The 12233-nt window shown below is 70.3% G+C and carries 12 protein-coding genes; 1 reads left to right on the top strand and 11 read right to left on the bottom strand.

Annotated features, from left to right (window positions below; translation table 11 throughout):
• Position 1: 1 nt before the first annotated feature.
• On the bottom strand, positions 2–973 hold the full coding sequence (locus tag R2740_RS17125; protein WP_371303910.1) for a 2Fe-2S iron-sulfur cluster-binding protein: 972 nt from the start codon (positions 971–973) through the stop codon (positions 2–4).
• A 146-nt stretch (positions 974–1119) separates the two neighbouring features.
• Here R2740_RS17125 and R2740_RS17120 point away from each other — a divergent pair, with 146 nt between their 5' ends.
• Complete coding sequence (locus R2740_RS17120; protein WP_371303909.1) at positions 1120–1338, top strand: hypothetical protein; 219 nt, start codon at positions 1120–1122, stop codon at positions 1336–1338.
• Between the two features lie 21 nt (positions 1339–1359).
• Here the strand turns inward: R2740_RS17120 and R2740_RS17115 are convergent, their stop codons facing one another.
• The 10 genes from R2740_RS17115 to R2740_RS17070 form a co-directional block, all read right to left on the bottom strand.
• Entirely contained in the window at positions 1360–2799 is a 1440-nt protein-coding gene (locus R2740_RS17115) for a trimethylamine methyltransferase family protein (RefSeq protein WP_371303908.1), read from the bottom strand.
• A gap of 286 nt (positions 2800–3085) precedes the next feature.
• Positions 3086–3622, bottom strand: a complete 537-nt coding sequence (locus tag R2740_RS17110) for a cysteine hydrolase family protein (protein WP_371303907.1) — start codon at positions 3620–3622, stop codon at positions 3086–3088.
• A gap of 65 nt (positions 3623–3687) precedes the next feature.
• Positions 3688–4344: an HAD-IA family hydrolase gene (locus tag R2740_RS17105; protein ID WP_371303906.1), complete on the bottom strand. Its 657-nt coding sequence runs from the start codon at positions 4342–4344 to the stop codon at positions 3688–3690.
• A complete protein-coding gene (locus R2740_RS17100) occupies positions 4344–4682 on the bottom strand; it encodes a hypothetical protein (RefSeq protein WP_371303905.1) in 339 nt (112 codons plus the stop codon). Before R2740_RS17100 ends, R2740_RS17105 begins: the two co-directional genes overlap by 1 nt.
• Positions 4669–5925 carry a Rieske 2Fe-2S domain-containing protein gene (locus R2740_RS17095; RefSeq protein WP_371303904.1) on the bottom strand — a complete coding sequence of 419 codons (1257 nt, stop codon included), beginning with the start codon at positions 5923–5925 and terminating at the stop codon, positions 4669–4671. Before R2740_RS17095 ends, R2740_RS17100 begins: the two co-directional genes overlap by 14 nt.
• A 109-nt stretch (positions 5926–6034) precedes the next feature.
• Entirely contained in the window at positions 6035–7849 is a 1815-nt protein-coding gene (locus tag R2740_RS17090) for a PEP-utilizing enzyme (protein WP_371303903.1), read from the bottom strand.
• A 96-nt stretch (positions 7850–7945) separates the two neighbouring features.
• Entirely contained in the window at positions 7946–9031 is a 1086-nt protein-coding gene (locus R2740_RS17085; protein WP_371303902.1) for a PEP/pyruvate-binding domain-containing protein, read from the bottom strand.
• Positions 9024–10187, bottom strand: coding sequence for a histidine phosphatase family protein (locus R2740_RS17080; protein WP_371303901.1), 1164 nt, complete (start codon positions 10185–10187; stop codon positions 9024–9026). The genes R2740_RS17085 and R2740_RS17080 overlap by 8 nt, the downstream gene beginning before the upstream one ends.
• Positions 10184–11095, bottom strand: a complete 912-nt coding sequence (locus R2740_RS17075; protein WP_371303900.1) for a catechol 2,3-dioxygenase — start codon at positions 11093–11095, stop codon at positions 10184–10186. The genes R2740_RS17080 and R2740_RS17075 overlap by 4 nt, the downstream gene beginning before the upstream one ends.
• On the bottom strand, positions 11092–12174 hold the full coding sequence (locus R2740_RS17070) for a catechol 2,3-dioxygenase (protein ID WP_371303899.1): 1083 nt from the start codon (positions 12172–12174) through the stop codon (positions 11092–11094). Before R2740_RS17070 ends, R2740_RS17075 begins: the two co-directional genes overlap by 4 nt.
• Between the last annotated feature and the right edge of the window lie 59 nt (positions 12175–12233).

The following is a 12233-nucleotide window of genomic DNA, read 5'->3' as shown; positions in this document are numbered from 1 at the left end:
ACTAGAGGTCCAGCTCGAGCCGTTCGCTGGTCGGCCGTGAGCAGCAGATCATCATCTGGTCCATCGCGGCCTGCTCCTTCTTGGTGAGCACCAGGTCGCGGTGGTCGACGGTGCCGGCGATCACCCTCGTCACGCACGAGCCACAGATGCCGTCGCGGCAGTCGTTCTCGATCTCGATGCCCAACGCCAGCGCGGTGTCGAGGATGTTGGTGTCGGGCTTGAGCCGCAGCGTGTGGCCCGACTTCGCCAGCACCAGCTCGAAGGTGTCGCCCTCCAGCGGCGACGGCGCCTCCTGGATCTCGACCCCGGCGCGCGAGAAGAGCTCGAAGCGCACCATGTCCTGCTCGGGACCGTAGGCCGCCTCCGCTGCCGCCTCGACGGCACGCAGCAGCGGTAGCGGACCACACACGTAGACCAGGCCGCCCTCGGGCACCGAGCGCACGATGGCGTCGAGGTCGGGTCGCCCGTCGACGTCCTCCGCGAGGAAGCTCACCTTGTCGCCCAGCCGGCCGAGCCGCTCACGGAAGGCCATCGAGTCGCCGGTGCGGCCGCCGTACGTCACGGAGTAGGGCTGGCCGGTGCGCTCGAGCTCCTCGGCGAAGGTCATGATCGGCGTGATCCCGATGCCGCCGGCGACCAGCGCGTGGAACGGCGCGGCCTCCAGGTTGAAGTGGTGCTTGGGCCGGGTCACCAGCAGTCGGCCGCCGACCCGCAGCTCGTCGTGCAGGTAGGACGACCCGCCCCGGGACTCCGGCTCGCGCAGCACCGCGATCTCGTAGGCCGACAGGTCGCTCGGGTCGCCGCACAGGGAGTACTGCCGGGTGGTGCCGTCGGGGACGTAGACGTCGATGTGCGCCCCCGGCCGCCACTCCGGCAGCGGCCGGTCGCTCTCGATCCGGGTCAGCCGGATCGACAGGACCCCCTCGGACTCCCATGTCATCTGCTGCACGCGCAGCTCGCGCTGTTCGACCACCGTTCCTCCTCGTGGGACCAGCATCCCGCGTGACCGCGACCACACGCACCACGTCCCGCAGAAAGGAACGCTTCGGCCCCTCAGTGGGGGGAAGCCCCGGGGTCAGCGGCGTAGACTGGAGTGGACTCGAGCCACGGGAGGTCATCATGGCTGGCAAGGGTTTCGGATCGGATCTGTGGAAGAACGTCTCGAGCGTCCGGGTGACGCGCCACGACGGGGTCAAGGCGCCGGTGCGCGCCGACGGCACCCACGGCATCGTGGCCGGGCAGGACGCGATCGCCCGTCGTGAGGGCGGCACCCGTCCCGAACGCGACTCGTCGCCGGGGTTGTGGAGCCGCTTCGTCACCACCCTGCGCGGCGCCTGACCCGGCGCAGCCGCGGGGCGGTCAGGCCTCGCACTCCCGGGTGCGCCGGTCGACGTACTCGCGCAGCGCCTCGTCGAGGCCGGCGTCGATGCCGGGGTCCTCGTAGGAGTCCAGCAGGCGGCGCCACTCACCGGCGGCGACCGCCGGCAGGTGGCGCGCGCCCTGCTTCTCCCAGGTCGGATGCGCCTGGGAGCGGAACAGCGGGCTCATGAACACGTCGGTGCGGAACCGCTCGAGGGTGTGCTCGTGGGCCAGGAAGAGCCCACCGGGGCCGAGCTCGGCGAGCGCGTCGAACGCGAGTGACTCCTCGTCGACGTCGAGCCCCCGGGCGAGCCACCCGAACATCCGGATCAGCTCGAGGTCGAGCATCAGCTCGTACGACGCCACCAGGCCGCCCTCGAGCCAGCCGGCCGCATGCACCGCCAGGTCGACGCCGGCCAGATGCGTCGCCCACAGCGACATCGTGGTCTCCGCGGCCGCCTGGGCGTCCAACGGGATGCCGGAGCAGAGCCCACCACCACCTCGCAGCGGCAGCCCGTAGCGCCGAGCCAGCTGCGCGCCGGCCAGGGTGGCGAGCACCGACTCGGGCAGGCCCAGCGACGGTCCGCCGGAGCGCATGTCCACGCCGGTGAAGAAGGTGCCCATCAGGCACGGCGTACCGGGGCGCACCAGCTGGGCCATCGCGACGCCCGACAGCACCTCGGCCGCCAGCACGGACAGACCGGCGGCCAGCGTCACCGGCGCGGAGGCCCCGGCCAGCAGGAAGGGCGTCACCGCGACCGGCTGGCCGTACTCCGCGCAGGCCGCCAGCTGCGTGACCATCAGTCCGTCCCACACCAGCGGGGAGTTGGGGTTGACCACCGCCAGCGTCATCGGGCGCTCGAGCAGCGCGTCCCGGCCGCCCGCCGCCAGCGCCGCCAGCTCGAAGCCGTCGCGCGCCTTCTCGCCGCTGGTGCCATAGACCATGAACGGCCGGTCGCTCCAGCGCAGGATCGAGTGGTCCATCGCGAGGTGTCGGCTGCTCGCCTCGCGGTCCTGCGCCTCGACGGTGCCGCTCTGCAGGACCGGCAGCAGGTCGCTGGCGTGGGCGAGCTTGACCAGCTCGACGTGGTCGGCCAGGGACCCGTCGCGGCGGCCGCGCTCCTCGTCGTGGGCGAACGGCGGCCCACCCACCGGCATCATGACGAGGCTGCCGTCGCCGATGGTCACCCGGCGCTCCGGGTTGCGGCCGGTGAGCGTGAACGACGCCGGCGCCAGCGCCAGCTGGGCCAGCACCCAGTCGGCGTCCCACCGCACCCGGGTGCCGTCGACGCGCTGACCGGCCCCGGCGAGACGCTCCAGCATCTCGTCGTCGTGCACCTCGGTGCCCACCTCGGCCAGCAGCCGCAGCGCCTGGGCGTGGATGCGGTCGAGGTCGTCGGGGCCGAGCGGCTCCAGCGGCAGCGCGCCGCCGGGCCTCACTCACCACCCCCGGGCAGCGGGCCGGTCTCGAGGCACATGGCGAGAGGCTAGCGCCCCCGCCGAGGGCCGCCGGCCAGGCCCTTCTGGCGGCGCGGCCGCGCCGCCATGCTGGACCCACTCGACCGACCCGGTCGAGCCGCCCTGTGAGGCCTTGCGACTCGGCACCGGACCTCGGCGACCGAGCGTCGGAAGGACACAGTCATGTGGGCCCAGCTGCAGACCCTGCGCCTCAAGGATGGCGTGCCGGGGTCCTGACCGGCTGCCGCCTCGACGGTGCGGCGACGACTCAGCCGGCGAAGGCCTCCGCCGTGGTGGTCACCCCGCCCTGGACGTCGGGCAGCCGGGTATAGCCCGCCTGCGCGTTGAGCACGGCGATGGACTGCTCGGGACTGAACTCCATGCCCCAGGGACGCATGTCCTCGGTGGTGTGGGCGTCAGCGACCAGGGTCACCGGGAAGCCGCGGTAGAGGGCGCCGTAGAACGTGCTGCGGATGCAGGCGTCGGTCTGCGCCCCGCAGAGCACCAGCGAGTCCACCCCCTTCCCGGAGAGCACCTCGCCGAGCTCGGTCTCGGCGAAGGAGTCCCCGAAGGTCTTCTCCACGATGGGCTCGCCGTCGGCGGGCACCAGCTCGGGCACGATCTGCCAGCCGTCCGTCCCGAGCACCAGCTCCTCCTCGGCATGGTGGCGGACCCACACGACGGGGACCGCGGTCGAGCGGGCACGTTCGACGAGCGTGGCGATGTTGGCGACGGTCTCGTCGCGGCGGATCGAGGCGTTCATGACATCGTTCTGGACATCGACGACAAGCAGGGCAGTAGTCATGTGACCACCCTAGGAGCCTTTCCGGACGATTCAGTTCCGCAAATCTCCGGCGCCGCTCGGGGGAGTCAGGGCAGGCCGAGCAGGCCCCGCAGCTCGGCGTACGCCGCCTCCGGGTCGCGCGGGTCGAGCGACACCGACCGGATGCCGAGCGCCTCGGCACCGCGGATGTTGACCGGCATGTCGTCGACGAAGACCATGTCGCCGAAGCCGACCCCGAGCCGCTCGGACATCAGCTCATAGAGCCGCGGATGCGGCTTGAGATGGCCCTCGATCGACCCGTCGACCAGCACGTCGACGTCGTCGAGCACGTGCATCTGGGCGACCCACTCGTCGGAGTGGAAGGCGTGCAGGTCGTTGGTGAGCACCCCGATCGGGTGTCCGGCCACCCGGGCGTCGTGGATCAGCTTCACCGCGCCCTCGCGGACCAGCCACGGCTGCGGCGGGTCATAGAGGTGGGCGATCATGTCCCGGATCGACCCACCGCCGCCGCCGAGCTCGCCCCACTCGGCGGCCCGGTGGTCCCAGTAGGTCCGCTCGGTGATCGCCCCGGTCAGCACCCCGACCCAGTCCGCGTCGGGCTGGTCGGGCGGGGCCATCGGGCCCCGCCCGTGCAACAGCCGGTACGCCGGCGCGTCCGGGCCCAGCTCCTCCACCAGCTCGAAGGGCGTGAGCAGCACCGGCCCGCCGAAGTCGAAGACCAGCGCAGGCAGGCTCGCCCCCACTAGTGCTCCGGCTCGAGGATCGTCGCCCGCTCGAACAGCACGACGTTGCCGGTCCACCGGCACCCCGGGCACCAGGTGAGGAAGACCCGCTCGTGACCGACCCACGACTCCGAGGTCAGCCCGTGGTCGAGCGACCCCCCGCACATCGGGCAGTGCCGCGGACGGTCGAGCAGGTGCCGCTCCGCATCCGGCGAGAACCACTCCGTCGGCGGCGGCAGCCGATGTGGGTCGGGCGGCAGGGACGGGTCGAACGGCGGCACGCTGCGGTCGTGCGTCTCCATCCAGCCCTGGCGCCCGAACGGCGTGGTGCCGGGCATCCGGTCGTCAGCCACCGGCACCAGCGCCCTCCCGCGCCGCCGCGGCGTCGTGGTGGAGCTTCATCAGCTCCTGCTGGATCGGCGAGTACTTCATCGAGCCGCCGGTGATCCACTGGTCGGTGAACGCGGTGCCCGCACCGAACTTGTTCTTCTCGCAGGGCAGGTGGATCACGTCGTGCTTCTCGCGGATCACGCCGGGCGGGTCCTCGCCGTCCTCGACGGCCTGCATGGCCTCCTTGAACATCTTCCGGAGCATCGCCACGCCCTGGTCGGACCGACCGAGGTGCTCCTGCGTGCGGTCGGTGATCGCACCCTGGGAGACCCACGCCATCACGTCCTGGCCCTCGACGTAGTTGGTGATGAAGTTGCCGTTGTCGTCCATCCACTCGTAGTCGTAGACGACCGGACGCTCCTGGTGCTCCCAGGTGCCACCCTCGGGGTGGTGCAGGGAGTAGAACAGCTTCCAGGTGGTGGTGTCGTCGATCGGCACCCGGATCTGCATCTGGTCGATCCACTGACCGCCCACGCGCATGCCGTAGGGGAACATCAGCGGGTGGCCGACGGCCCAGTCGTCGTCCTGCTCGGTGTGGCCCTCGAGCACGCGGCGCTTGATGATGCCCCACTCGAACTCGTCGAAGGCCACCTTCATGTGCTTCTTCTGGAAGGACTTGGGGGCCTCGAAGCCCTCCATCTTGCCGACGAAGTCGAAGTAGAAGCCGTGCAGCCACTCGACGTGGTGCGGGTCGACGGAGTTCTCCATGATCTGCAGCCAGTTGCACGGCAGGGTGGCCACCCCGACGTCGCGGATGCCGTCGAGCACATAGACGTCGAAGCGCGGCAGCTCCGGGGCGGGGCCGGGGCCCACGTAGACCCACACCATGCCGCCCATCGCCTCGGCACTGCCGGCGTGCGCCTGGATCTTGTCCTTGAACGTCGTGTTGTCCTGCTCGGCCGGCTGCTCGACGCACTGGCCGTCAAAGTCGAACTTCCAGCCGTGGTAGCCGCAGCGGATCCCGTCCTCGTGCACGACGCCGTAGGTCAGCGACGCCCGGCGGTGCGGGCAGAACTCGCCGATGATGCCGTACTTGCCCGACGGGGTCTTGTAGACGGTCCAGTCCTCGCCCAGCAGGCGCACCGACTTGGTGGGCCGCTCGTCGAAGTCCTGCTCGAACGCGATGGGGTACCAGTAGCGACGCAGCAGGTTGCCCATCCTGGTCCCGGGCCCGACCCGGGTCAGCTCTTCGTTCTGTTCGACGGTCAGCATCTGGCTGTCCCTCTCCTCTTCTGGTCTGGCCGCGGAGCGCGGGTTGTCGGGTGGTGGTGCCGTGGGCGGGGCGCCCGCTCGGGGCGAACGGGCGACCCGCCACCGGAGGTCATTCGATGACGGACACCTTGCCGGTGTTGCCGTCGACGCGGATCATCTGACCGGTCTTGATCTGCTTGGTGGCGAACGCCGTGCCGGTCACGGCCGGGAGGCCGTACTCGCGGCAGACGATGGCGGCGTGGCTCATCATGCCGCCGACGTCGGTGACGGTCGCCTTGATCTTGCCGAACACCGGCGCCCAGGAGGGGGCGGTGAGCGGCGCGACGAGGATCTCGCCGTCCTGGAGCTCGCCGATGCCGTCGGCGTTGAGGATCACCCGGGCCGGACCCTCGACGAGGCCCGGCGAGGCCGCGAAGCCCGAGAGCGAGCCGTCGCCGCCCTCGCCGTCGCCGGCCTGCAGCCAGGCCGACACCGAGTCGGACGTGATGCCCCAGAGCATCACGGTGAAGGGCTCGGTCACGACCTCCGGCGGGGCGCCCAGCGCCGGCGGCGGGCTCCACGCCTTGAGGGCGCTGAGCAGACCCCGGCGGCGCTCGAGCTCGCGGGGCCAGTAGCCCGGGCCTCGCGACGGCGCCCCGACCGACCAGCCGGCGTAGTAGTCGAAGAGCGCGTCGGCGACCTCGTAGCGCTTGAGCAGGAAGACGTCGTCGGCGCTGCTGAAGAAGCCGGCGTCGACGAGGACCTGACCGATCGCGCGCATCTTGCGCCAGATCACCGAGTGCGCCCAGTGCTCGACGTAGAAGTTGTGGTTCTCGACGTAGGGGAACACGGTCCGCGACAGGCCGAGCTTGCCGTCGAAGGCTGCCCGGTCCTCGTCGGAGTCCAGCAGGTCGCGGTACTCCGCCACCACCCGGTCGCGCTCGGCGTGCAGCGCCTCGACCGGACGATTGAGGTCGACGCCCTGCTTCACCTTGTCGATGTAGTCGGCGATGTAGCCGAACGGCACCTCGACGTTCTGGATCCAGATCTTGTCGGAGTGGTAGAAGCCGGACCCGGTGGAGAAGTTGAACCACGGCTCGCAGGCCTTGTCCCACTCGGCGATCCACGACTGGCCGGTGTCGTCGGCCTTGAGCAGCTGACAGGTCGTGTCGACGTCACGCGAGGCGAAGCGGTCGGCGATGCCGTCCTCGACCGCCTTGCGGGCCAGCCGCTTGAGCTCGTCGTCGGGCCGGAACAGGTCGACGTCGACGCCGGCCACCATCTTGGCGATCGCCAGGTCGGGGATGCTCGGCCAGGCCTGCTTGCAGAACCCGAAGAAGTCGAGGTACGCCGCGTAGCCGAGGTTGAGGAACTCGAAGTGGTACTGCCACACCTGGATCGCCTTGCTGAGCAGGTCGTGGTAGTTGGAGATCAGCCGGTGACCGGAGCCCACGCCGGCGCCGGAGGTGATGACCTCCATGTCCTCCATCTCCGGCAGCGGGCTGAAGTCGAGGTCGGTCATCTCCTGCACGAGCGTGCGCATCTTGACCAGCCAGTCGTCGTAGAGGCGGTCCCAGTTGCCGAAGTAGTAGCCGGCGCGCTCCATGAACAGCGGCACCCGCGACTCGATGTCCTCCGGCGGGGCGGGCACCGGCGAGAGGTAGACGTAGCCGTTGAGGATCCGGAAGTCCACGCCGTAGGCGGGCGGCACCATGTAGTGGCGGGTGTTGTACTGCCCCAGCCCGGTGATCGCGAGCTCGAAGAGCGAGGCGTCCCAGGGGCTCAGCACCTCCGGCCAGTGCACGCCGTCCTGGAACCAGAAGCCGCCGTCCTCGTAGTCGTGGCGCTCCTCACCGAACAGTGAGGAGTAGGTGTAGAGCTCTTGCCATCCATCGGCGCCGGACGGCGACTCGATGTCGAACGGGCTCGGGAAACGATCGGCCATGTGTCTGTCATCCTCCGGTGGAAGGCCCCGAGCGGGCTGCTCGGCGCTGTTGGGTGGTGCTGTGCTGCCGGTGTCCTCGACGGTGCTGACCCCGAGTCAGGACTCCGTTCCCCCTCGCTTGGCGTACAACGGGTTGACCAGCGTCGACACGATGCTGGACATCAGGTCGCTCTCGGCCTTGACCTCGTGCGACTTCTTGCTCCAGACCGTCTCCGGCCTGGCCTGCAGCAGGACGACGTCCTCGCCGGCCGGCAGGTCGTCGTCGACGGCCCACTCGATGTCCTGCGGGCAGCCGTAGTGCTTCTCGGCGGTGCGCGCCAGCTTGGCGATCGCGATGATCTCCTCGTCCGTCAGCGACGGCGCGTTGGCGGTCTCCTCGTCGAGGTCGACCAGCGAGACCGCGTCGTCGTGGAGCTGGTAGGCCTGCGCCTTCGGCGAGATGGTGCGCCGGTTGACGCACCACATCACCTTGTCGACGAGGAAGTTGTCGGGCGTCACTGCCCCGGAGACGACGCCCTCACCGAAGCCCCACGCGGAGTCGATGCAGATGCCCGAGCGGTCGCCGTTGGTCGGGTCGAGGGTGAAGGCCACCCCCGCCGACCGCGGCCGCACCATCTTCTGGACGGCGACCGCCATGTCGACGTTGTAGTGCTCGTAGCCCATCTCCTCGCGGTAGGCGATGGCCCGGTCGGTGTACATGCTGGCCCAGCAGGACTTGATCTTGTCGATCACCTCGTCGGCGCCGCGGACCCACAGGTAGGTGTCGTGCTCGCCGGCGAACGAGGCGTCCGGCGAGTCCTCGGCCGTCGCGGACGAGCGCACCGCCACCGGCAGGTCCTCGACCCCGCAGTAGGCCGACAGGGCGGCGTACTCGTCGCGGATCAGCTGCTCGCTGTCCGGCGCCAGGGGCCAGCCGGTGACGATGTCACGGCACTTCGCGGCCGCCGCGGCGAGCGCCGCCGAGTCGTCGACATCGGTGTCGGCGAGCAGGTCGTTGATCTCCTGCTGGGTCTCCGACAGGTCGCGCGCATGGGCGAACACCGCCGTGGTGACCGCGAAGCCGGGCGGCACCGGGAGCCCCGCCTGGCTCATGGTGCCCAGCGACGCGCACTTGCCGCCGACGATGGGCTGGTAGTGCTCGGTCAGCGTGTCGAACGTGATCACATGGGGAGCGTCACTCATCGCCGTCCTCCTCCGAGACGTCGAACCGGTGGTCGCTGCTCGGCGGCAGCGCCGTCAGGTCGGGGATCGAGATCTCCTGGACCCGGTTGCGATAGAGGACCAGGGCGGTGACCCCGCCGTCGATCAGGCGGATCCGGACGAACTCGGTGTTGAACGGCTCGCCCGGGTCATAGCCCATCACCGCCGTGGCGAACGCCCGGATCGGCCCCGAGTGGGTGGCCACCACGATCTGCCGGGCGTCGGTGTGCTTCTCGAGCTCCAGGATGCCCCGCCAGAACCGGCGTACGGCGGAGACCGGGGGCTCGAAGTAGAGCATCGGCATCGTCAGCCAGTGGGTGATCGGGTCGCCGCCGCCCTGCTGGATCCCCCAGAAGCGGTCCATCTCGACCAGCCAGCCCGGACGCTCGCCGAGGCCGATGCGTTCGTACTTCTCCGCCTCGCGGTGATAGATCCGGAAGGCCGAGGTGACGTCGCGCGGGCCGTCGGGGGTGGCCACCTCGAAGTTGCGGAAGTTGCGGTCGTCGTGGACCTCGGAGATGTCGGCGCCCTGGCGGCCGTAGAGCTCGACGTTGTCGAGCAGGCCCCGGCGCAGGTGCTCGGCGGTCTGCCGGGCCCGGTTGGTGGGCGCACACACCATCTGCACCTGCATGCCGGGCATCACCCGTCGAGCGATCTCCTGGCCGCGCCGGTGGGCCTGCCAGGCGCCCAGCGGGGTGAGCCCGGACTCCGAGGAGTAGCCCTGCGTCTCGCCGTGCCGGACCAGGTAGATGTCGGCCGCGACGGTCGCCATCTGGTCGCGACGCTCGGGGACGATCTCCTTGGTGCGGGTGACCTCGGCCCAGGCGCGCGTCGTGCTCAGGCTCTCGCCGTCGAAGCTGACCGTCTCACCGAGCCCGCTGCCGTCGGTCTGCCGCTCCCGGAAGCGACGCAGGTAGAGCGGCGTCTCGTCGTCACCGCCGGCCAGCGCCTCGGCGGGCCGCTGGGCGGCCCGGGCCGCCTGCCGCTGCTTGTGCCGCTGGAGGTACGCCGGCGCGTCGGGGCGCTCGGTGCGGGGCAGCACGGTCGGCGCCGACTGCTCCCCCTCCGCCAGGGTGGCTCCCGCCTGGCCGACCTCGTCGGTCAGCGGACCCTCGCCACTCATCACGTCGCTGCTCATGTGTGCACCGTCAGGAACTTCTGGTTGACGACGCCGTCGTAGTAGAACAGCGCCCGCCCCATCTCCGCCTCGGTCCAGGTGATCGGCTCGGAGTCGGGGTCGACCCAGTAGCCCCCGGTGAACATCTCGTTGCGGTTGCCCACGGGGTCGAAGAAGTAGAGGCACTGGCCGCGGGTGGCGCCGTGCCGCGTGGGGTTCGTCTCGATGTTGACGCCGTGGTAGGCGCAGACGTCGGCGGCGGTGCGCAGGTCGTTCCAGCCGTCGACCCACCAGGCGAAGTGGTGGAGGCCGCCGTTGGGCCCGGTGATCAGCGCGATGTCGTGGGAGGAGTGCGACACCTCCAGCCAGCTGGCGATCTGGTAGCCGTCGTCACCGACGACCTGCTCGGTGAGCCGGAAGTCGAGGTGCTCCTCGAGGAAGCGGGTGACGGTGTCGACCTCCTCGGCGGTGAGGAAGATGTGGTCGAGCCGTGGCGGCGCCATGCCGACCAGGCCCATCGGGCGCGGCGGCGGGTTGGTCTGCGGCAGCAGGTTGCCCACCTGCTGCATGCCGTGGACGAGCTCCATCTGCTGCCCGCTGGGCAGCTCGAAGCGGATGGACTCGCCGTGTCCCTTGGCCCACTCGTCGGCGCCGAAGCGCTTGACGGCGACACCGGCCGCCTCGAGCCGCTCCTGGTAGTGGTCGAGATCCTCACGGTCGGTCACCTTGAAGCCCAGGTGGTTGAGCCCGTGGGTCGGCTCGAGCGTCAGCACCAGGGAGTGGTGCTGGTGCTCGTCCCAGCACTTCAGGAAGACCCGGTTGGGTTCGCGCGCGGTCTCGACCAGGCCCACCACCTCGGAGTAGTAGGCCGTGGCCAGCTCGAGGTCGGGGACCCGGAGCTCGACGTGGGACAGTCGCAGAATCGTCATGTGTGCACCCTCATGAAGCGGTCGTTGAGCTCGCCCTCGTAGTAGAAGACGGCTCGGCCGATGTTGTCCTCGGTCCAGGTGAGGGTCGGGAAGTCGGGGTCGGGGCGGTAGCCGCCGGTGAAGACCTCGTTGCGGGTGCCGAGCGGGTCGAAGAAGTAGATCGTCGAGCCGCGGGTGACGCCGTGCCGGGTCGGCCCGACGTCGACCTGGATGCCGTTGTAGGCCAGCACGTCGGCGGCGTCGCGGACGTCGTCCCAGTCGTCGAGCCAGAACGCGAAGTGGTGCAGGCCGCCGTTGGGGCCGTGCACGACCGCGAGGTCGTGGGGGCTGTGCGAGCGCTCCATCCAGGTGCCGAGCTGGTGCCCGTTGCCGTCGAGCAGCTGCTCGGTGATCCGGAAGCCGAGGACGTCGCGGTAGAACTGCGTCGACTCGCCGACCTCCTCCGCGGTGACCAGCAGGTGGTCCATCCGCGGCGGGAGGATCAGGCTGGGCGGGCCGGGCACACCCTCGGCGGCGTAGGGCTCGGGGTTGACCTTGCCGCGCGAGCTCTCGACCTTCTCGATCTCGTGCACCAGCTCCATGGTGTGCCCGCTGGGGGTCTCGAAGCGGATGCTCTCGCCCTGGCCGAGGGCCTCGCCCCGGCTGATCCGCTGCACCGGCAGGCCGTAGCGGTTGATCTTGTTCTCGAGGTCGTCGAGGTCGTCCTCGTGGGCGACCTTGTAGGCCATCAGGTCGAACCCGACGCGCGGGGAGTAGCGCAGCCGCAGCGAGTGGTGGTCGTCCTCGTCCCAGCAGCGGAGGTAGACCGAGTCGGCGTCGCGGCCGCTGACGGTCATGCCCATCACGCCGGTGTAGTAGGCGGTGGTGAGGTCGAGGTCGGTGACCTGGATGTCGACGTGGGCCAGCCGCAGGATGCCGGCCGGGACACCGGGCTTGGGCATCCGGCGCTTGCCGTACTTCGCGGTGTCGGTCTCCAGCCGCGTGGTGCCGGCGGGCGTGCCCTCGGCCATGTCCGGCTCGGCCATCGCGTCCTTCATCGCCTGTGCGGCGGTGTGACCGTCGACGTACCCCGTGCTCATCGCTGCCCCTTCATGTCCCGAAACGGTAGGAGCAACGTTCCGCATGCGGGAAAGTGCGT

The sequence above is a fragment of the Nocardioides sp. genome, assembly GCF_041393715.1.
Classification (GTDB): domain Bacteria; phylum Actinomycetota; class Actinomycetes; order Propionibacteriales; family Nocardioidaceae; genus Nocardioides.
Note: the sequence above shows the minus strand (reverse complement) of the source record. Positions and strands in the feature narration are given on the sequence as shown.